Source organism: Microbulbifer sp. S227A (assembly GCF_049800935.1).
On sequence record NZ_JBNAFZ010000013.1, the window covers coordinates 18,997 to 39,450 of the forward strand.

General features: G+C 57.1%; 17 protein-coding genes. 11 read left to right on the plus strand and 6 right to left on the minus strand.

The genetic code is table 11. From position 1 onward, the window contains the following. From ACP15R_RS22325 to ACP15R_RS22345, 5 genes are all read left to right on the plus strand, one after another. Positions 1-3,135 carry an efflux RND transporter permease subunit gene (locus ACP15R_RS22325; protein WP_224868572.1) on the plus strand — a complete coding sequence of 1,045 codons (3,135 nt, stop codon included), beginning with the start codon at positions 1-3 and terminating at the stop codon, positions 3,133-3,135. A gap of 266 nt (positions 3,136-3,401) precedes the next feature. After that, positions 3,402-4,142 (plus strand): 16S rRNA (uracil(1498)-N(3))-methyltransferase, encoded by a 741-nt coding sequence (locus tag ACP15R_RS22330; protein WP_224868573.1) that lies wholly within the window; start codon positions 3,402-3,404, stop codon positions 4,140-4,142. Between the two features lie 13 nt (positions 4,143-4,155). Continuing rightward, the gene (locus ACP15R_RS22335; RefSeq protein ID WP_224868574.1) at positions 4,156-4,518 is read left to right on the plus strand and encodes a hypothetical protein; all 363 of its coding nucleotides are present in this window, start codon (positions 4,156-4,158) and stop codon (positions 4,516-4,518) included. Positions 4,519-4,540: 22 nt separating this feature from the next. Beyond that, positions 4,541-5,200, plus strand: a complete 660-nt coding sequence (locus tag ACP15R_RS22340) for an HAD family hydrolase (protein WP_224868575.1) — start codon at positions 4,541-4,543, stop codon at positions 5,198-5,200. 71 nt (positions 5,201-5,271) lie between these two features. Continuing rightward, a complete protein-coding gene (locus tag ACP15R_RS22345) occupies positions 5,272-5,433 on the plus strand; it encodes a hypothetical protein (protein ID WP_224868576.1) in 162 nt (53 codons plus the stop codon). A gap of 12 nt (positions 5,434-5,445) precedes the next feature. Here the strand turns inward: ACP15R_RS22345 and ACP15R_RS22350 are convergent, their stop codons facing one another. Continuing rightward, positions 5,446-6,198, minus strand: a complete 753-nt coding sequence (locus ACP15R_RS22350; RefSeq protein ID WP_224868577.1) for a hypothetical protein — start codon at positions 6,196-6,198, stop codon at positions 5,446-5,448. Between the two features lie 246 nt (positions 6,199-6,444). Between ACP15R_RS22350 and ACP15R_RS22355 the strand changes: the two genes are divergently transcribed. Beyond that, a complete protein-coding gene (locus ACP15R_RS22355) occupies positions 6,445-7,098 on the plus strand; it encodes an OmpA family protein (protein WP_224868578.1) in 654 nt (217 codons plus the stop codon). Positions 7,099-7,139: 41 nt separating this feature from the next. On the opposite strand, the gene metF is transcribed toward ACP15R_RS22355, so the two are convergent. The 4 genes from metF to ACP15R_RS22375 form a co-directional block, all read right to left on the minus strand. Further along, positions 7,140-7,979, minus strand: coding sequence for a methylenetetrahydrofolate reductase [NAD(P)H] (gene metF, locus ACP15R_RS22360; RefSeq protein WP_424988269.1), 840 nt, complete (start codon positions 7,977-7,979; stop codon positions 7,140-7,142). A gap of 63 nt (positions 7,980-8,042) precedes the next feature. Next, the gene (gene ahcY / locus ACP15R_RS22365) at positions 8,043-9,419 is read right to left on the minus strand and encodes an adenosylhomocysteinase (protein WP_224868580.1); all 1,377 of its coding nucleotides are present in this window, start codon (positions 9,417-9,419) and stop codon (positions 8,043-8,045) included. 73 nt (positions 9,420-9,492) lie between these two features. Further along, complete coding sequence (gene metK / locus ACP15R_RS22370) at positions 9,493-10,713, minus strand: methionine adenosyltransferase (RefSeq protein WP_222248754.1); 1,221 nt, start codon at positions 10,711-10,713, stop codon at positions 9,493-9,495. A 140-nt stretch (positions 10,714-10,853) separates the two neighbouring features. Next, positions 10,854-11,831 (minus strand): metalloregulator ArsR/SmtB family transcription factor, encoded by a 978-nt coding sequence (locus ACP15R_RS22375; RefSeq protein ID WP_224868581.1) that lies wholly within the window; start codon positions 11,829-11,831, stop codon positions 10,854-10,856. A gap of 321 nt (positions 11,832-12,152) precedes the next feature. Here ACP15R_RS22375 and tkt point away from each other — a divergent pair, with 321 nt between their 5' ends. The 4 genes from tkt to ACP15R_RS22395 all read left to right on the plus strand — a co-directional run bounded on the left by tkt (position 12,153) and on the right by ACP15R_RS22395 (position 16,639). After that, positions 12,153-14,153 carry a transketolase gene (gene tkt / locus ACP15R_RS22380; RefSeq protein WP_224868582.1) on the plus strand — a complete coding sequence of 667 codons (2,001 nt, stop codon included), beginning with the start codon at positions 12,153-12,155 and terminating at the stop codon, positions 14,151-14,153. A 209-nt stretch (positions 14,154-14,362) separates the two neighbouring features. Next, positions 14,363-15,391, plus strand: a complete 1,029-nt coding sequence (gap, locus tag ACP15R_RS22385; RefSeq protein WP_224868583.1) for a type I glyceraldehyde-3-phosphate dehydrogenase — start codon at positions 14,363-14,365, stop codon at positions 15,389-15,391. 4 nt (positions 15,392-15,395) lie between these two features. Further along, entirely contained in the window at positions 15,396-15,878 is a 483-nt protein-coding gene (locus tag ACP15R_RS22390; protein WP_318247433.1) for a tRNA-uridine aminocarboxypropyltransferase, read from the plus strand. Positions 15,879-16,120: 242 nt separating this feature from the next. Continuing rightward, positions 16,121-16,639, plus strand: coding sequence for a peroxiredoxin (locus ACP15R_RS22395; protein ID WP_224868585.1), 519 nt, complete (start codon positions 16,121-16,123; stop codon positions 16,637-16,639). An 87-nt stretch (positions 16,640-16,726) separates the two neighbouring features. Here ACP15R_RS22395 and ACP15R_RS22400 read toward each other — a convergent pair whose 3' ends face one another. After that, positions 16,727-17,527: a DUF2884 family protein gene (locus tag ACP15R_RS22400; RefSeq protein ID WP_224868586.1), complete on the minus strand. Its 801-nt coding sequence runs from the start codon at positions 17,525-17,527 to the stop codon at positions 16,727-16,729. Between the two features lie 313 nt (positions 17,528-17,840). On the opposite strand from ACP15R_RS22400, the gene ACP15R_RS22405 reads away from it, so the two are divergent. Continuing rightward, positions 17,841-20,411, plus strand: a complete 2,571-nt coding sequence (locus ACP15R_RS22405; protein WP_224868587.1) for a TonB-dependent receptor plug domain-containing protein — start codon at positions 17,841-17,843, stop codon at positions 20,409-20,411. Positions 20,412-20,454 lie beyond the last annotated feature (43 nt).

The following is a 20,454-nucleotide window of genomic DNA, read 5'->3' on the forward strand; positions in this document are numbered from 1 at the left end:
ATGCAGGGCATTATTGGATGGTTCGTCCGCAACAGTAAGGCGGCCAACCTGCTGATGGTGATGATCATCATCGGCGGTATGTTTGGTATTTCTCACGTCGGGCGCGAAGTGTTCCCGGCGATTAACCCCGGGGTGGTGCGGATCAACATCAGCTTCCCTGGTGCCGGCCCCGCGGAGGTGGAACAGCAGGTAACCCAGCGGGTCGAGCAGGCGATTTCCGAAGTGAAGGGCATTAAGGAGGTGAACTCCTGGTCTTCGCGCAGTAACAGCACCGTACGTATTCAGGCGGTCGACGGTTACGACGAACTACGTTTGCTGAACGACATCAAGGTGCAGGTGGATTCCATCAACACCTTCCCGGCGGATATCGAACGCCCGGTGATCTCGCTGGAAGAGTGGGAACAGCAGATGATGATGATCGCCATCGGTGGTCCGGTTTCTGCGCGCCAGCTCAAGGAAACCGCGCTGGACCTGCGCGACAAACTGATGCTGATTCCCGGCGTGCGCCGTGTGGATGTGTGGGGTGATCGCGCCGACGAGGTTTCCATTGAAGTCTCCGAAGTGAATCTGCGTCGCTTCAATCTGTCCTTCGATGATGTCGCCAATGCGGTCCGTCGTTCGTCACTGGACCTGTCCGCCGGTCGCGTGCGTTCCGACCGCGGGGATATCCAGGTGCAGACCCGTGGGCAGGCGTACACTGCGGAAGACTTCGCGCGTATTCCGGTGATCAGCCGCGCGGACGGTACCCAGTTGTTGCTGCGTGATGTGGCGGCGATCAATGACGGCTTCGAGGAAGAGGGTTCCATTATCCGCTTCAATGGCAAGCCGGCGATGAACCTGCGGGTTATGCAGGGTGAGCCGCTGGACGTGGTGGCCACCGCCGAAGGCATCCGCGAATTTATGCAAGAAGCGCGTAAAACACTGCCGCCGGGCATGGAGTTCGAGACCTGGTTCGATTTCTCTGAATCCTACGAAAGCCGCATGAGCATGCTGTTCTGGAACGCGGTAACCGGTCTGGCGCTGGTGTTTGTGTTGCTGATGCTGTTCCTGCGCCCGGCACTGGCAGTGTGGGTAACCGTGGGCATCTTTACCGCGTTTATGGGCGCCTTCTGGTTGCTGCCGGTTACCGGTATCACCCTGAACATGCTGTCATTGTTCGCCTTCCTGATGATTCTCGGTATCGTGGTGGACGATGCGATTATTGTGGGCGAGGCGGTGCACGCCGCCCACGACCGTGGCGAGACCGGGTTGAAAGCCGCCGAGGCCGGGGTGAAAACCGTATCCGCACCGGTGATTTTCGCGGTGGTGTCCACCATGGTGTTCTTCGTGCCCATGCTGTTCCTGCCGGGCTACACCTCACAGATGATGATGGCGCTGCCGGTGGTGGTATTGCTGTGCCTGGTGTTCTCGCTGGTGGAATCGCTGCTGATCCTGCCTGCGCACCTGGTGGGCCTGAAACCCGAAAAGAAAGCCACTTCGAGTGTGGGGCGCAAGCTGCAGGACGTGCGCGGTAAGTTCGCCGGTGCCATGAAGACTGCGGGCGACAAGTACTATCTGCCGTTGCTGGAAAAATCGCTCAGTAACAGCCGCACCACGGTGATGGTTTTCTTCCTCGCCCTGATCCTGTCGTTCGTGTTGTTCGGCAAGGGCTACGTGGGCAAGGCGTTTTCGCCTTCGGTACCCTCGGACCTGCTGGAACTCAGAACCACCATGGCCCAGGGCGAGTCCTTTGAAGAGGCCAAGCGGGTGCTGGAGCAGTTCGAGCGCGCTGGTATGCAGCTGGCGAAAGACCCGGAAATGCTGGCGCTGAACGGCGGTAAGGAGTTTGTCGATAACACCATGGTATTTCTGTGGCGCGGCAACGTAACCGTGCTACTGCAGCTTACCGAAGGTGAAGAGCGCGACGTTACCTCCGAGCAACTGGCGCTTAAATGGCGCGACTATGTGGGCAAGTTGCCGGCAAGTGTTGAGGAGATGAATATTCAGCACACCATCAACGATGGTGGCAGGGGAATGTCTCTCAACCTCAGCACTGCCTCCGGTGACATGGCGGAAATGCGCCGTGCGGCCGATGCAGTGAAAGAAGCGCTGAATAACTTTGCTGGCGTTTACGATGTACGCGACAACCTGATCGCCGCGCGTCAGGACATTGAGATCCAGCTGAAGCCCCACGCCACCAATATGGGCATCGGCCTCGCCGACGTGGCCAAGCAGGTGCGTCAGGGTTTCTACGGTGAAGAGGTACAGCGTATCCCGCGCGGCCGTGAAGATGTGCGAGTGATGGTGCGTTATCCACAGGAAGAGCGTGCCAGTGAGGAGCAGATCGACCGTATCCGTGTCCGCACCAATGAAGGTGAAATCCCGTTCAGTGCGGTGGCCGATGCGGTCTATGTGCCAGGCTACACCACTATTCGCCGCAACGATCGCGAGCGCACGGTGCAGATCACCGCGGAGTTGATCCCGGGTACCTCGCCGGCACACGAGATTTTGAAACAGGTGCGTGAAAAGAACCTGAAGAAATGGGAGAACGAGTTTCCGGGCTTCAGTCTGAAGACCGCCGGTGAAATGCAGGAAGAGGAAGAGTTCGGCAGTGCCATTGGTGCCTTCTTTGTACTGTCCCTGTTCACCATCTACGCGTTGCTGGCGATTGCGTTCCGCTCTTACTCACAGCCGCTGTTGATCCTGACGGCGGTGCCGTTTGGTTTCTTTGGTGCAGTTCTGGGGCACCTGCTGATGGGCTACGACATCAGCATCATGTCCATGCTGGGCTTCCTGGCGGCTGCGGGCGTGGTGGTGAACGATAACCTGGTATTGATGGATCGGATTAATCAGTTGCGTGCGCAGGGCATGGCGGTGATGGATGCGGTGGTACAGGCGGGGCGTGATCGCTTCCGTCCGATCATCCTGACGTCCATCACCACGTTTATCGGTCTGGTGCCGATTATGTTCGAGCGTTCGATTCAGGCGCAGTTCCTGATTCCGATGGTGGTCAGTCTGGCGTTTGGCGTACTGTGTGCGACCTTTGTGACGCTGGTGTTGGTACCCAACCTGTATAAAGTCATTGAGACTATGCGGGTTAAGGTGAAGGGCGACAAGCCTGCTGAAGAACTGCCGCTGGATATTGAGAGGGCATAACTCGAGCACTTTGTGGGTGCAGTGGCGGGGGGCGGGGGGGGGGGGGGGCGCCCCCCCCCCACCGCGCCCCCCAGAGCGACGGGCATAACTCGAGCACTTTGTGGGTGCAGTGGCGGCCGCTTGGTGGCCCTGCACTCCACAACCTGGGCGGCAACTGTTCCGTGCAGGGCCACCAAACGGCCTTATCCCGTATTCCTGTCTAGCTACAACTTCCTCTCTGCCTGTATTACTCTTCTCGCAATGTTTTCCTGGATCTGGAAGTTCCTTTGCGTATTCCTCGTATTTTTTCTTCGCAGCCTTTGGCTGGCCAAGCAGAGCTTCAACTCGATGAAGCGGCGTCGCGTCATCTGGTTAAGGTGTTGCGCCTGGGGCCGGGGCGTCCGCTTATTTTGTTTGATGGTTATGGCGGTGAGTACGCGGCCGAACTGGTTGAGGCGGGCAAAAAGGCGCGGGTGAAAATTGGCGCCTTTAGTGAGGGTGACAGGCAGTCGCCCCTGGCTATCACCTTGGCGATTGGTATTTCCCGTGGCGATCGTTTTGACTGGGTGATCCAGAAGGCCACCGAGTTGGGGGTGGCGCAGATTCAGCCGCTGTTTACCGAGCGCTGTGAGGTGAAACTTTCCGGTGATCGCCTGCTGAAAAAGCTGGGCCAGTGGCAGCAGATTGCCATCAGTGCTTGTGAGCAATGCGCGCGCAATCTGGTGCCGGAGATTTTACCGCCACTGAAATTACCGCAGTTGCTCGATCAGGCCAAGGACAGCGAGGCGCTGAAGCTGGTGTTGCACCATCGCACCGATGCGACCCTGGCGGAGCTGGAACAGCAATCCGGGCGCCCAGATGCCGCGCTATTATTGGTGGGGCCGGAGGGTGGCTTGTCGGCAGAGGAAATTGAGCTGGCACTGCAGCAGGACTTTCACCCGCTGCGGTTGGGGCCGCGGGTGTTGCGTACCGAGACGGCGCCGGTAGCGGCACTGTCGGTGCTGCAATATCAATGGGGCGATATCTAACAGGGAATACACTATGAAAGCTCTCGTTTGGTTGATTGGCGTTGCCATTACCGCCATGTCGATTCTGATTATCCTCAAGCCACAGATCGCGCGCGATCTCGGCGAGCGCATGAACCCGCAGATGTTTTACTTTGGTGCCTGGGCGCGGATTGTTATTGGCATTATCTTCCTGTTGATTTCCGATACCCGCAGTTGGGACACATTGTTCAATGTGCTGGGCATCTTGCTGGTGGTGATCGGTGCCTACGCGTTGCAGGCTGGTTATGAGCGCACCCGCGAGTTCGTACTGAATATTGCCCATGGCAATGAAAACGTTGTCCGTGTCGCGGGCGCTGCGGGTGTATTGATCGGCATCCTGTTAATCTCCGCAACCTGATAGAAGTAACACTGGAAGTAACATGGATAGCTTTGCCACCCAAACCCGTTTGGTTATTTTCGATTGCGATGGCGTGCTGGTGGACAGCGAATCGATCGTGTGTCGCGTGGTTGCCGAGGAAATGACGAAACTCGGTATGCCGGCAACCGCCGAGCAGTTGGATGAAGAGTTCAGCGGCCGCTCTACCCAAGACTGTATTCTCGACATCGAAACCCGTTATGGTGGCCCGCTGCCGCAGTCTTACTTCAATGCAACAGAGAGCCGTATTCGCGCCGCGTTCCACTCAGAGCTGGAGGCGGTGACCGGTATTCATGAGGTGCTGGACAAGTTACAGACCACAGACCTGCAAACCTGCGTGGCCTCGTCCGGTCCGCACGCGAAAATGCAGATCACGCTAAACAAGACCGGTCTGTGGGATTACTTTGCCGGGCGCATCTACAGCGCCGACGATGTCGGTCGCGGCAAGCCCTGGCCGGACCTGTTTCTGCACAGTGCGGCGCAGTTCAATGTGGCCCCCGAGCACTGCCTCGTGGTTGAGGATTCTATTGCCGGGGTACAAGCGGCGGTATCGGCAGGCATGCCAGTGATCGGATATAGTCAGCACGCTACACGCACGCGCCAACTGGAAGCGGAGGGTGCGCGGGTGATCAACGATATGCAGTTGCTGCTGGATTATTTTTGAGAAACACTGGAAAACTGACATACAGAAAGTAACTAAATAGAAAAATAACGAGGCAAAAAGAGACTAAAGCTATGAGCACCTTGAAAAGGATATTTATCGCCTTCGCGTGTCTGTTTGCAGCGATCGCTTGTTATGTATTCGGCATCCCGGCCGGCGGTGCCATCTTCCTTGTGCTTGGCATACTGCTGGAAGGGTTTTTCTGGTTCCAGCTAACCCGTTGCAAGCGGGCCTGACGTAGTGGGTCGCTACTCCGTCAATTGAACTTCCACCGAAGCGCTGCGCCGCGTATCCTTTTCATCCACAAAAGTCCGGGTGTAGCGCACCTCATTAATCCCCTGCGCCAGCAGTGACCGCACCAGGCCCGGCGGTAATTCAACGGTTTCTCGCAATGGCTTACCGGCCTGCGCGGTGACCGCTTCAGCAACCTCGTAAATCACTGTGTCGCCCACCAGAAATTGTCCGCTGGTGGATGTCGCGCTGATGTTGCCCAGGTCGCTATCCAGATTCCATGCCATCATCATTTGACGGGATTTGCCGCTCACGGTCTGTGAAGGTGGTGAGGCTTCTACCTGTGCCAGGCGACCGCTGGAGTCCAGATCAAACAGGATATGGTTGGAAAGGCTACCTGCAGGGCCGGCAAACACGCGGCGGTAGCCAACTCTTCTCACCCCTTTCTGATGCCAGCTGCGCGCCTGCACCGGAGAAATCTGTACGATCTCCGTCAGCTGACCGCTGTCGCCACTGAACTCGAGAATTTGGTCCACTACCGCAAGCTCTTCATTGTTATCCAGATTGACAAATACTCCGCGCGGTGAGGCGGCACCGCCCTTACTGGCAATGCGCCAGGTTACTTTCTCCTGATAGCCTTCACTGGCATTCAGCCAGGCATCTCCCGGATCGACGGTGACGATTTGCTGCGCGGTGACCTTGGCGTTAAATACCAGTGCCCAGGCAATAGCGGCAATGCCGAGGATAGTAAGCAGGAGCTGTTTGTTCATAGCCATCTCCCAGAGGGCTTGGGGCATTTTGTGAAGGTTAGAGTCCCTCCGGTCTTATCAGAAATTCGCTTGTGCATCGCGCAATCCAAAGGGTATATGGCCATAGCAAATGCTGGCTGGGGGCGTTCTCTAGTAGCGCCTAGGGTAGCAGCGCCTAGGGAATACTTTTCTCCGACTCTAGAATCGATAAAACGCTAGGCGCCTGTTTTCGTTGCGGGCGCCCGTTCTGGTTAAGGAGTTGGCCCCATGCCCCACGCATGTCCGAAGTCTTCATCGCGTACCCGTCGTAGTTATACCCACACAGTGTCGCCTGTTGTGTTCGCGATCATGCTTGCGACGGGCTGTACCGACCCCACCAAGAAATACACCCTTGATCCGCGGGATCTCGTGAGCAACGGCTTGAGCGAGCAAACCGCCCGCGCAGCGGCGCCATTTGGCGATGATATGGTGCGCTACTTGATGGGGCAGGCGCGAGAGCAGGGGGATACCTTTGTACTGACTGTGGATTTCATTCCCGGTGGCTTTGCTCCGAAGATGGATACGCTGGGGGACGTCGAGGCCCTGCTTGTCATCATGCGCGATTTTCCCGCACTCAAAATTGTGGTGGAGGGGCATACGGACAATGCCGGTGATCCCGACAAAAACCGCAAGCTTTCGCAGTGGCGTGCAGACTGGGTGCGTCAGTTTTTGCTGGAGCGAGGGATTGATTCCGGCCGAGTGGAAGCCGCAGGTCTCGGTGATTCCGATCCTATCGCGGATAATGCTACCCAGCGCGGGCGTGAGAAAAATCGACGGCTGGTGGTGCGGGTGATCGACTTTGACGGCAAGCCACTCAATGTGCGCCTGGGGTCGCCGAAGAAAGCTGGCCGAGACGGGGGAAGTGGAGCGCCAGCGAATTGAGAGTTGGCAGCGCCGCTAACGGCGCCGCCCGCGAAATGGAATCAGGCTTCTTGCTGCAACTGGAGTGCATCCAGAATACTGGCCGTCGGTCCCACCTGGTTCATGGTGTAGAAGTGCAGCCCCGGTGCGCCGCCCTCGAGCAGGGTTTCGCACAGGTCAGTAACCACTTCCAACCCCAACTTTTTCACATCTTCCGGATTGCTGAAACTTTCCATGCGGTATTTCAGCCAACGCGGAATTTCTGCACCGCAATTGCGCGAGAAGCGTGCCAGGTTGGTGAAGTTGGTGATTGGCATGATGCCCGGATAAATCGGCGCATCGATACCGGCCTTGGCGCACTGGTCCAGGAAGTAGAAGTACGCATCCGGGTTAAAGAAGTACTGAGTCAGGGCGCTATCTGCACCTGCGTCAAACTTGCCTTTCAGGTAGCGAATATCGTCGTCGTAGCTTTCTGCTTCCGGGTGAATTTCCGGGTAGGCCGCAACTTCCAGGTGAAAGTGGTCACCGGTATGGCGGCGGATAAAAGCCACCAGTTCGTTGGCATACACCAGCTGGGCGACTGCACCCATACCGGAAGGCATGTCACCGCGGAGGGCCACGATACGATCGACACCGGCTCCCTTGTAGCGGTTCAGCAGGCCCAGCACGATCTCTTCGTTGTCGCCGCCAAATGACAGGTGTGGCGCAATGGAAACCCCCTTTTCCCGCAGGCCGCACACAATATTGGCGGTGGTATCGCGAGTGGTGCCGCCGGCACCGTAGGTAACGGAGAAAAACTCCGGGTTAAATGCTTGCAGTTGCTCGCGGGTGTTCTTCAGTTTCTCCCGACCCTCTTCGGTCTTGGGGGGGAAAAACTCAAAACTAATACGTAAATCACTCATTGTTCTTTTCCGTTCCCTCGGATACCGGTCGCGAGGGTGGTGCGCGACCGGTCCTGAGGCATCTTAATACTTGTAGCTTTCTGGCTTGTACGGGCCGTCAACCGATACGCCAATGTATTTGGCCTGGTCTTCGGTCATGCGTGTGATTACACCGCCAAAGCCCTCGACCATGTACTTGGCCACTTCTTCGTCCAGGTGCTTCGGCAGTACTTTTACGTACAGCGCGGACACTTTCTGGTCTGCGGGCAGGTCGGCAAACTTTTCCTTGTACAGATGGATCTGTGCCAGTACCTGGTTGGCGAAGGAGCCGTCCATGATGCGGCTGGGGTGGCCGGTGGCGTTACCCAGGTTCACCAGGCGGCCTTCGGACAACAGCAGCAGGTGATCGTTGCTCGCCGCGTCGCGCACAATCTTGTGCACCTGCGGTTTTACTTCCTGCCATTCCCAGTTTTCGCGCATAAACGCGGTGTCGATTTCGTTATCGAAGTGGCCGATGTTGCACACCACTGCACCGGACTTCAGCGCCGCCAGCATGTGCGCGTCGCACACATTCACGTTGCCGGTAGTCGTCACGATAAGGTCGGTATTGGCGAGCAGGGCGCGGTCGATGCAATCTGCGGTGCCATTGTTCTCGCCGTTGATGTACGGGGAAACCAGTTCGAAACCGTCCATACAGGCCTGCATGGCACAGATGGGGTCAACCTCGGTCACTTTTACGATCATGCCTTCCTGACGCAGGGACGCGGCTGAGCCTTTGCCCACATCACCGTAACCAATAACCAGCGCCTTCTTGCCGGACAGCAGGTGGTCGGTGCCGCGCTTGATGGCATCGTTCAGGCTGTGGCGACAACCGTACTTGTTGTCGTTTTTGCTCTTGGTTACGGCGTCGTTCACGTTGATCGCCGGCACCTTGAGGGTGCCTGCCTTCAGCATGTCCTGCAGGCGGTGTACACCGGTGGTGGTTTCTTCACTGATGCCGTGACAGTTGTCCAGCAGCTCGGGGTACTTGCGGTGCAGCAGTTCAGTGAGGTCACCGCCGTCATCGAGAATCATGTTTGGCTGCCAGCCAGCGGCGTCTGCGCCGATGGTGCGTTCCAGGCACCACTCGTATTCCTCTTCGGTCTCACCTTTCCAGGCAAATACCGGGATTCCGCGCGCGGCGATGGCCGCAGCGGCGTGATCCTGAGTGGAGAAAATGTTGCACGAAGACCAGCGCACCTCTGCGCCGAGCGCCACCAGGGTTTCAATCAGCACCGCGGTCTGGATGGTCATATGGATGCAGCCCATGATGCGGGCGCCTGCCAGCGGCTGCTCCGCACGGTACTTTTCACGCAGGGTGATCAGTGCCGGCATTTCGCCTTCGGCAATTTCAATTTCCTTGCGGCCCCAGTCGGCCAGGTTGATGTCTGCAACCTTGAAGTCTTTAAATTCGGTGCTCATTTGGTTCACTAGTTAGATCCTTGAGAATTTTCTTGGAGGCCCGTGCGGGCCTCTGTATTCGGTGTTTTTTTGATTAGAAGCCCGCTTGAGCGCGCAAGGTTTCCGCTTTGTCGGTTTTTTCCCACGGGAAAGCGGTGAAGGTCTCTACCTGTTCCTTACCGTTGCTGTCGATCCACTTGTAGCTGTGCTCGAACGGCTCGCGGCCGAAGTGGCCATAGGCAGCAGTCAGCTGATACATGGGGTGCAGCAAGTCCAGCGCATTGGAGATTGCGTAGGGGCGCAGGTCGAAGTTTTCCCGCACCAGTTCGATCAGCTTTTCGTCGCTGATGTTGCCGGTGCCGAAGGTGTTAATAGAAACAGAGGTCGGCTCGGCGACGCCAATCGCATAGGAAACCTGGATTTCACAGCGCTTGGCGAGACCGGCGGCGACGATATTTTTCGCTACGTAGCGGCCTGCATACGCTGCGGAACGGTCAACCTTGGATGGATCCTTACCGGAGAAAGCGCCGCCGCCGTGACGGGCGGAACCGCCATAGGTGTCCACGATGATTTTACGGCCGGTCAGACCGCAGTCGCCCACAGGTCCACCGATCACAAATTTGCCGGTCGGGTTGATGTGGTACTTGGTGTTTTCATGCAGCAGGTCGGCCGGCAGCACGTGGTGCACGATCAGCTCCATAACCGCTTCGCGCAGATCTTCCTGGGACACTTCTTCGTTGTGCTGGGTAGACAGCACTACCGCGTCGATCGCACAGGGCTCGCCCTGTTCGTTGTAGCGGAAGGTAACCTGGCTCTTCGCGTCTGGGCGCAGCCACGGCAGCAGGCCGGACTTGCGCGCTTCTGCCTGACGCTCTACCAGACGGTGTGCGTAGTACACCGGGGACGGCATGAAGGTCGGGGTTTCGTCGGTGGCATAGCCGAACATCAGACCCTGGTCACCGGCGCCCTGGTCTTCCGGTTTTACCCGATCCACGCCCTGGGCGATATCCACAGACTGCTTGCCGATCACATTGATTACACCACAGGTTTCACCGTCGTATCCCACCGCAGAAGAGGTGTAACCGATATCGGTGATTACCTTGCGCACCAGGTCTTCCAGGTCGACCCAGGCGCTGGTGCTGATTTCACCGGCAATAACTGCGATACCGGTTTTTACCAGGGTTTCACAGGCAACACGGGCGTTTTTGTCGCGTGCCAGCAGGGCGTCCAGTACCGCATCGGAAATCTGGTCGGCGATTTTGTCTGGATGGCCTTCGGAGACAGATTCCGAAGTAAAAATGCTGTATTCACTCATGCTGAGTTCTCCTATTGCGCTTGGCGCGCTTCCGTTATTCCTATGCTGGCGCGGGGAACTGCGGTTTCTCCCGCCGACACTGCCTAGTACTTGGCTAGTACGTAAATGGTTTGCTGCTTGAAGACGTTTTTTGGGAATTGTCAGGGTTTCACAAATTCCTGAATTTGAATTTGGAAGCCATTGCGCAGCGCGCTGTGCACACTGCGCCCTTTGCTCAGGCCTGCGTCCGACGCCCATTCGATCAACTGCTGGGGCGCGAAACCTAACCACAAGTCGCCGCAGGCATCCCGTGCCCAGTCCTGCGCGTGGTCGTGCAGGTCGGTAATCAGTAGCTGCCCGCCGGCCCTTAAAGACTTTTGCAGATCGTGAAAAATCTGCGCGGGATCTGGCGTGTGGTGCAACACCATATTCACCACAATGCAGTCCGCACTCTCCGGGCGGGCTGCGGCGGCACGTGTGTCATCACACACGAACTCGATATTCTGCAGGCCCTTTTCATCGGAAAACGCCTGCGCTCGCTCGAGCATGGTCTGGGAAAGGTCCAGCGCGGTTACCGTGCCGAAGCGACTGGTCAGCTCTTCCAGGAACTCTCCCTCACCTGGGCCAACCTCGAGCGCGTGACGGCCGGGTTTCAGCAGCTGTGCTACCTGTGGCCCATAGACGCTATAACTGGCGATCAGCTCCTGCTGTTCGCGGAAGCGGTTGCCGTAGTCGGCAAAGAAGCGGCGCGAGGCCTCGGCACGCTCGGCGGCAACCTGGGCCACGGTGGCGGCGCGGTCAGCGGCCAGCGGCAGCTGGTCGAGACCACTGAACAGTTGCTGGAGGAGGTCGCTGTTGGCGGTGCGCCGGTAGAACAGGTTGTTGCCCTCGCGGCGTTTGCTCACTAGTCCAGCCTGGGAGAGCACCTTCAGGTGGTGCGACAGTGCCGGCTGGCGCAGGTCGAAGATGTGGCACAGCTCCAGCACGCTGTAGGAGTCCTGCGCCAGCAGGCGCAATATCTCCAGGCGCAACGGATCGCCGGCGGCCTTCAGGGTCGCCGCCAGTTGCGGAATCTGGTTGCTGGTATGTTGTTTGTCATCCCCGGCCGCTTGGCTGGAGGCACTATTGGACTCAAGCATGGCGGGGAGTCTAGCAGTGCTTTTGATCTATATCAAAAATTTTTGATTTAGCTGTATTTAAAAAAATTGATGCAGATGGGGTGAATTCCATGGAGAATCCCGCGGGTACAGCTGGATTGCGATTTGTTAGGAAAATGTTGCTGTGCTGAAGGAAGAAACGAACCCTTAGACTTTACGCCCCACCGGGTAGTACGGGAAAATACGCCCCCCGTTTTGCCGGACAGCATAAGCGCCGGCAGAAAGGTACCGCGGCATACTGGCCGTCAGAGCCGGAACCGCAGCGCATCTGATGAACCGAAGATCCCAAACCGAGAGATCCCTATGTCTTCTACTCCGTCTCGCACAGAAAAGGCTAACGCCATCCGCGCCCTGTCTATGGACGCGGTCCAAAAAGCCAACAGTGGTCACCCTGGCGCCCCCATGGGCATGGCAGATATCGCTGAAGTGCTGTGGAACGACTATCTGAAACACAATCCGGCCAACCCCGAGTGGGCGGATCGCGACCGCTTCGTGCTGTCCAATGGCCACGGTTCCATGCTGCTGTATTCCCTGTTGCACCTGGCAGGCTATGACCTGTCCATCCACGAGCTGCAGAACTTCCGTCAGCTGCACGCCAAGACCCCGGGTCACCCGGAATACGGCTATGCCCCGGGCGTAGAAACCACCACCGGCCCGCTGGGCCAAGGCATCACCAACGCGGTGGGCATGGCGCTGGCCGAAAAAGTGATGGCAGCCCAGTTCAACCGCGATGGCTACGAGCTGGTGGACCACTTCACCTACTGCTTCTTCGGTGACGGCTGCCTGATGGAAGGCATCTCCCACGAAGCCTGCTCCCTGGCCGGTACCCTGGGCCTGGGCAAGTTGATCGGCTTCTACGACGACAACGGCATTTCCATCGACGGTGAAGTAGAAGGCTGGTTCACCGACGACACGCCGAAGCGTTTCGAATCTTACGGTTGGCACGTGATCCCGAACGTAGACGGTCACGATTCGGCGGCGATCAAGGCGGCGATTGAAGAGGCGCGCGCGGTAACCGACAAGCCCACCATCATCTGCTGCAAAACCGTGATCGGCTTTGGTTCCCCGAACAAGCAGGGTCGCGAAGAGTGTCACGGCGCACCGCTGGGCCACGACGAAATCGCCCTGGTGCGCGAAACCCTGGGCTGGAAACACGAGCCTTTCCACGTACCTGAAGACCTGTACCACGCGTGGGACGCGCGCGCCAAAGGCGAAGCGCAGGAAGACGAGTGGAAAGACATCTTCGAAGACTACAAAGACGCTCACCCGGAACTGGCTGCCGAATTTGAACGCCGCATGAGCGGCGAGCTGCCGGCGGACTTCATGGCCAAGGCCGACGAGTACATCAAGCAGTGCCAGGCGGATGCCGAGAAAATCGCTTCCCGTAAGGCCAGCCAGAACAGCCTCAATGCCTACGGCCCGCTGCTGCCGGAATTCCTCGGCGGCTCCGCTGACCTCGCCGGCTCCAACCTCACCATCTGGTCGGGTACCAAAGGTGTAAGCGCAGACGATGCCTCCGGTAACTACGTTTACTACGGTGTGCGCGAATTCGGCATGAGCGCCATCATGAACGGTATCGCCCTGCACGGCGGCTTCGTACCTTACGGCGCGACCTTCCTGATGTTTATGGAATACGCCCGCAACGCCGTACGTATGGCCGCGCTGATGAAGCAAAAGGTCATCTTCGTTTACACCCACGACTCCATCGGTCTGGGTGAAGACGGCCCGACTCACCAGCCGGTAGAGCAGCTGACTGCTCTTCGCGCCACCCCGAACCTGCAGACCTGGCGCCCCTGTGACGCCACCGAGTCCGCGGTAAGCTGGAAAATGGCGATCGCCCGCAGCGAAGGCCCCAGCGCGCTGATCTTCAGCCGTCAGGGCCTGGCCCCGCAGGCGCGTACCGATGAGCAGCTGGCCAACGTTGAAAAGGGTGGTTACATCCTGCGTGATTGCGACGGCGAACCGGAAGCGATCATCATCGCCACCGGCTCCGAAGTCGAACTCGCCACCGCCGCTGCCGAACAGCTTTCCGGCCGCAAGGTGCGCGTTGTCTCCATGCCGTGTGCCGAAGCTTTCTCTGCACAGAGCGCCGACTACCGCGAATCCGTACTGCCGTCTTCCGTGCGCGCCCGCGTTGCCGTGGAAGCTGCGCACAAGGACTACTGGTATAAGTTTGTCGGCTTTGACGGTGCCATCATCGGTATGGAAACCTTCGGTGAATCCGCACCGGCTGGTGACCTGATGAAGCACTTCGGCATCACCACCGATAAAGTGGTTGAGGCTGTAGAAGGTCTGCTGAAGTAAAACGTTCGACTCCGCAGCAAATGAGCGGGGTCTGAATCGCAGGCTGGGTATCGGATGCGGATTTTCAGGAGCGTCGCAAACAGGAGGTTTGCGCCGCAACGCCCAGGGATGGGTTTACAGTGATCCTGAAAATCCGCATCCGGTAGCCAGCCGCCACCGCACGACAACCGAGCATTGACCAAGGGCGGTGGACATAGCCCGAGGTATACATGCCCAACCCGATAAGACTCGCGATCAACGGCTACGGCCGCATAGGACGCAGCGTTCTGCGAGCCCTGTACGAATCCAACCTGCGCGATCAACTGCAGATCGTCGCCATCAATGAGCTGGCCGATTGTGCCACCATTGCCCATCTCACCAAATACGATACCGTCCACGGTCGCTTTATCGGCGACGTTGCCGTGCAGGACGACACCCTGCTGGTGAACGGCGACAAGATTTCCGTAACCCATTACAGCGAGCTGGAAGACCTCGACTGGCGCTCGCCTCAAGTCGACATTGTCCTCGAATGCACCGGCAGTTTTACCGAGCGCGAGCGCGCCGAACTGCACCTCCAGGCCGGAGCGAAAAAAGTCATCTTCTCGCAGCCCGCGAAAAACGACGTCGATGCCACCATCGTCTATGGGGTTAACCACAGCACGCTGAGCGGAGAGGAAACCATCATCTCCGCCGCTTCCTGCACCACAAACTGCAGCATTCCCGTAATTGCCGCGCTGGACAGCGCCTTTGGCATTGATGCAGGGGTGATCACCACCATCCACTCGGCGATGAATGATCAGCCGGTGAACGATGCCTATCACCACACCGATTTACGTAAAACGCGCTCAGCCATCGGCTCTATCATTCCCGTGGATACCGGGCTCGCCCGCGGCATCGAACGCATACTCCCGGAAATGGCCGGCAAGTTTGAAGCCCAGGCCATGCGTGTACCCACCATCAACGTTTCCGCCATCGATCTCTCGGTGCAGCTGCATCGGTCGGTCACCCAGGCGGAAGTCAATGCCGTGCTCAAGGCTGCAGCGCAAACCGGATACTGTGGAGTGCTTGGGTACAGTGAAGAACCGCTGACTTCGTCCGATTACAACCACGACCCGCGCTCCGGCATCGTCGATGCCAGCCAGACTCGAGTGGCTGGGGGCAAGCTGGTCAAGGTGTTGATCTGGTTCGACAACGAGTGGGGCTTTGCCAATCGTATGCTTGATGTGACCCGCGCCCTGCATGGGCAGTCACTTACATAGCCACGTGGAGATCATACTGCTTACCCATGAGCGTGAACTGGCCAAGCCCACAAATACCGGCAAGTTAGCGCTGGTGGGGGAGGCGGCAGCCGTAGTGCGCCGTGTGGTATGGAAGCGCACCGAGCCGGATGTGCAATTGCTGCAGCTTTTGCAGCGAGCTGATACGGGGCTGGTATATCCGGCTAGCGAAGTACACGGAGGGAATGCCTCTACGGAACCTCTCTCCGTGGAGGATTGCCAAACGTTTATTCTGCTGGATGCGACCTGGCAGGAAGCGCGCAAAATGTTTAACCGCAGCGCCTACCTGAATAGCGCCCTCCGTGTTGAGCTGACACCCGGTCGCCCATCACGTTTCAATTTACGTCGCAACCAGCGCGACGGCGGCCTGTGTACTGCCGAGTGTGTGATTGAAATCCTGCGCCGTAAAGGTGAGCTTGTTGCCGCTGCTGATCTGGAAGCACGCTTTTCAGAGTTTCTGGCACGCTAGAATGTCATTCTCGTGTCTACCCGCGTCCCGCAAGGCACCTGCGTGATTGGATAAGCGTGCCATAGTAGCGTAGAGCGTAGAGCGTGAGGCGGTTCCTGATCCGAATTGCACAAAAAACCGTATTCTCCAGAGGACTATCCATTGAAGACTGTGGGGAAAAACCCCACACTGACCGTGGACAAATAATTATTGAGTAAGGCAGACCTGCCTTTTTAGTCGCAATTAAGGTTAAGGAGAGGAAAGTGAGAGCATTGTTTTTTTTGGTGGCGCTATTTGTTGTAACCATTCCAGCAATGGCACTCGAGGTGGGAAGCCCGGCGCCGGAGTTTTCTTTGAAGGCTTCCGATGGAAAAACCTACACGCTGTCCGATTTCAAGGGCAAGCAGGCGGTTGTGATTGCCTGGTATCCGAAAGCCTTTACCAAAGGTTGCACCATTGAGTGCAAGTCGCTGGCTGAAAATGGTGATCTGATTCGTGCTTATGACGTGACCTATTTCATGGCCAGTACTGACGACCTGGAAGACAACACCAAGTTTGCCGAAGAGATGAAAGCAGACTTTCCCCTGCTGAGTGACCCCACCGGTGAGGTCGCCGAGGCCTACGACGTGAAAATGCCGGTACTCAATATGGCCAAACGTGTGACTTTCTACATTGGTAAAGATGGCAATATTTTGAAGATTGATCGTGATATCCAGCCTGCCACCAGTGCCCAGGATATGGCACAGACCCTAGGCGAGCTGGGTGTGGATAAAAAATCCTGACCGCCCAATAAAAAAGGCCGCATACCTTTAGGGGGATGCGGCCAAACACTTGGGGAGTGTTAGGAGTCTCGCTCTCGAGGTGGTCCGTTAACCTCGGCGATCGAATTTAATCAGGTCGAGCCCATTCAGCTCTGGAATGGCGCGGTGTAGCTCGGTCTCGAGCGTGTCGAGAGATTCCATTTGCGCGCACAGCGTATCTGCGCGGGCTTCCAATGCTTCCGCTTTTTCTTCTACTAATGCTTCCGCTTCTTCTGCCGCCGCTTCGGCGCGAGCCTCTACACTACGGCCGCCGGTAAATACCGCCTTCATCGCGTGCCAGGCGATCTTGCCGGCAGAACGGGTTGCCAGTGCTGCGATGCGTGGTTCCAGTTCTTCTTCAAGGGTGCTTTCCAGTACCCCTTCCACCCACGGGGTGCCAAATGAGTAGACATCGCCTGGGTGCTGCAGCTTGGCGATAACCTCGCTGCGGATCAGGCTGGATTCGTGCAGGAAGTATTCGGTATCCGGGTCGTCGGGCCCCGCCAGGGCCGTCAATGCAATGCCCAGCCCCTCCAGTGCCACGTCGACTGCGGCAACTGCCAGCAGGGATACCTCTTCGCCGGTGTGGTGCAGTTGCTGTTGGTATTGCTGCATCAGCTTTTGCTGATCCGCCGTCAGAGTCAGGCCATCATCGCCCACAGCCAGCTGATCTGGCTTGCTGAATGCAATCAGTGGTGTCAGGTCGTTTTCATCACGCACCTCCAGGAAGTCCGGCCCAACGGTCACCTGATGATGCATGGAAACATTGCAGCTATTGCCATCATGGGAAATGGACATATCTTCCGCCGCGAAAGTGACGGTTGCCATGGTGGCCAGGGCGGCGAAAGTAAAGGGGAGTATCAGCTTCATCGGGAATTCCATAACAGGTGTTTTGGGTATGACACATCGATGAGCGTATTTGGATGCACCGCCCGGTAAAAAATCTGGCACACATATTGCTCGTGTCAGAGTAACTGATCACCAAATACTGATGTTCACGGATATCGCTCCGGATATTGTGCTGAATATTGCGCCGCAAACCGCGTCGCGCCGTTAGAGAACCAAAAAAGTTACCCGTAAGTTTGCAAGCACTAATCGAGTGCGCCGCAGGGGGTTCCTTTGCCCGAAACAAATTCATCAAGAAAAAAAAGTTATGGCAATCGCAAAAAAAAAGGGGTCACCAATGAACCACAAATCTCTTAAACAGAAGTCTCTCAGTTATGCAGTAGCCGCCATTATCGCCAGTAGTGCGATGGCATCCAGTGCGCCAGCTCTGGCGGAAGAAATCGAAGAGGTCGCGGTAACCGGAATGCGGGGAAAGCCGCGCTCGGTCTCGGATTCGCCGGTGCCGGTGGATGTGTTTGGCAGTGACGCGTTGGAATCGGTATCGCACACGGATACAAACGATGTTCTGAAAACGCTGGTCCCCTCCTATAACGTATCTCGCCAACCCATCAGTGATGGAGGAACCTTTATCCGGCCGGCGCAATTACGGGGTATGCCAACGGATAAAACTCTCGTACTGGTAAATTCAAAGCGTCGGCATCGCGCGGCGCTGGTGGAAATTGGCGGTTCCGGCACCCAGGGCCCGGACATCGCAACCATCCCCAGCTCTGCCTTGAAGTCGGTCGAGGTGCTGCGGGATGGTGCGGCTGCACAATATGGCTCGGACGCGATCGCGGGCGTGATCAACTTTATTCTCAAGGACAATGCCGCGGGCGGCTCTTTTGGATTGCGTACCGGTGAGTACAGTGAAGGTGATGGCTTCCAGTCCACTGCAACTGGCAATGTCGGTATGCCCCTGGGTAGTGCTGGCTTCCTGAGTATCTCCGCGGAGGTCTCGCAGCAGGACTTCACTTCCCGCAGTGAACAGTACTGCGAAGCCTGGTTTTGTCTGGAAGAGCAGGACCCGGAATTTATCGAAGCGGCAAAAACTGCCTCATTGGAAGGCGATGTTGTGCAGCCTTGGGGGCAGCCAAACGCGGAAGCTGCACGCATGTTCTTTAACGCTGGTTACGATGTTGCCGACGGCCTGCAACTTTATGCGTTTGGTAACTACTCCGAAAGCGAAGCCGACGGCAGCTTTTATTATCGTTACCCGAACAATGGCACCATTATGGATCTTCGCACCGAAGATGGTTCCATTTACAGCCCGCTGGAGAAATTCCCCGGCGGCTTTACCCCAAGATTTTTCGGTGACGTCACCGACTATTCGGCAGCATCCGGGGTAAAAGGCGAGACCACTTCCGGACTACTGTACGATTTCAGTGCGCGCTACGGTTACTCGGAAGTTGCGTACACCCTGAAAAATACTATCAATCCATCCATGGGGCCCGACAGCCCAACCAAATTTAACCCCGGAACGCTCGCCAATGAGGAAATGCAGATCCAGGCAGACTTTTCCAAAGAGTTGAGTATTGGCCTACCCAGTGATGTGACCGCGGCCTTTGGCTTCAGTTATATGGATGAGTCTTATGAGCTCAGCGGCGGTGACGCCGATTCCTACACAGCGGGACCCTACGCGACTCAGGACCCATGGGATTTCTGTAGCGCGAACGGCACACCCACAGCTTCAGGGCAAGCCGTCATCGATAACGGTTCAACCCTGGACTGTAGCCTGAACGGCGGCGACCCGGTATACACGGTGGTGGGCGTCGGCTCAAATGGCTTCCCCGGATACGCGCCGGAGTACAGCGGTAGCTACTCCCGCGATTCCTACGCGGTGTATGGTGACTTGAGCACGGATCTTTCCGATCAATTGTTTGTACAGGCCGCAGTACGTTTTGAAGACTACTCCGATTTTGATTCAGAGCTGGTCGGTAAACTGGCCATGCAATATGACGTGACCGACAGCATTGGCCTGCGTTCATCCATTGGCACCGGCTTTCGTGCACCCACCCCAGGACAGCAGGGCACCACCAACGTGTCGACCCGCCTGCCGAATGGCTTCCCGGTTGCCACCGGCCTTTTCCCGGCCAGTAGCGATGTCGCTGCGGCATTGGGTGCGGAGCCTCTCAAACCGGAGACGTCCACCAACTTTACCTTTGGTATGACGGCTGATTTCGACGATCTCAGTTTGACCATCGATTTCTATCGCATCGATGTTGATGACCGTACTTATGCGATCTCTACCCTGGATGTATCTGCCGATAGTGGAAGTGGCTCCGCATACGACAACTACCTGGCGCTAGTCGATGCGGGCGTTGTTGGTGCCGAGTCCATTGGTGGGGTCTTCTATTTCAGCAATGCGTTTGATACCCGCACCCAGGGTGTCGATCTGGTCGCGACGTACCCGTTAAGCTGGGCCAATGAAAGCACTACCAACCTCACCGCATCGGTGAATTACAACAAATCGGAATTTACTTCGGATCCATCGGACTATCTGAATGATGAGGACCAGTACGATTTTGAAAACTTTGAGCCAACACTGCGCGGCGCGGTGACTGCAACTCACGACTTTGGTGCGCTGTCCTTTATGGCGCGTGCAAACTGGTACGGCAGTTACAAAAATTCGCAAGGTTCCGATGGTGGCCTGATTTACCAAGCCTATGATTCAGTGGTGCAGGTGGATTTGGAAGGCAAATACCATATAACGGATAACACCAACGTGAGTCTTGGTGGCCGCAACATTTTTGATGAGTACCCGGAAAAAGATGCACTAGGTGACTACTGTTGTGGCCAACTTTACCCATCGGACACCGTGGTGGATTGGCAGGGAAGCTTCTACTATATGAGCCTGAACCACGACTTCTAATTACGTTGTTTGTCTTAGCACTTTTGATCCCCGCAATGCGGGG

Coding starts and splice junctions, on each gene's coding strand:
- ACP15R_RS22355 (WP_224868578.1), top strand. CDS start 6,445: ATGCCCCACGCATGTCCGAAGTCTTCATCGCGTACCCGTCGTAGTTAT.
- gap (WP_224868583.1), top strand. CDS start 14,363: ATGCCCAACCCGATAAGACTCGCGATCAACGGCTACGGCCGCATAGGA.
- metF (WP_424988269.1), bottom strand. CDS start 7,979: ATGAGTGATTTACGTATTAGTTTTGAGTTTTTCCCCCCCAAGACCGAA.
- ACP15R_RS22335 (WP_224868574.1), top strand. CDS start 4,156: ATGAAAGCTCTCGTTTGGTTGATTGGCGTTGCCATTACCGCCATGTCG.
- ACP15R_RS22345 (WP_224868576.1), top strand. CDS start 5,272: ATGAGCACCTTGAAAAGGATATTTATCGCCTTCGCGTGTCTGTTTGCA.
- ACP15R_RS22325 (WP_224868572.1), top strand. CDS start 1: ATGCAGGGCATTATTGGATGGTTCGTCCGCAACAGTAAGGCGGCCAAC.
- ACP15R_RS22350 (WP_224868577.1), bottom strand. CDS start 6,198: ATGAACAAACAGCTCCTGCTTACTATCCTCGGCATTGCCGCTATTGCC.
- ACP15R_RS22375 (WP_224868581.1), bottom strand. CDS start 11,831: ATGCTTGAGTCCAATAGTGCCTCCAGCCAAGCGGCCGGGGATGACAAA.
- ahcY (WP_224868580.1), bottom strand. CDS start 9,419: ATGAGCACCGAATTTAAAGACTTCAAGGTTGCAGACATCAACCTGGCC.
- ACP15R_RS22340 (WP_224868575.1), top strand. CDS start 4,541: ATGGATAGCTTTGCCACCCAAACCCGTTTGGTTATTTTCGATTGCGAT.
- ACP15R_RS22400 (WP_224868586.1), bottom strand. CDS start 17,527: ATGAAGCTGATACTCCCCTTTACTTTCGCCGCCCTGGCCACCATGGCA.
- ACP15R_RS22405 (WP_224868587.1), top strand. CDS start 17,841: ATGAACCACAAATCTCTTAAACAGAAGTCTCTCAGTTATGCAGTAGCC.
- tkt (WP_224868582.1), top strand. CDS start 12,153: ATGTCTTCTACTCCGTCTCGCACAGAAAAGGCTAACGCCATCCGCGCC.
- metK (WP_222248754.1), bottom strand. CDS start 10,713: ATGAGTGAATACAGCATTTTTACTTCGGAATCTGTCTCCGAAGGCCAT.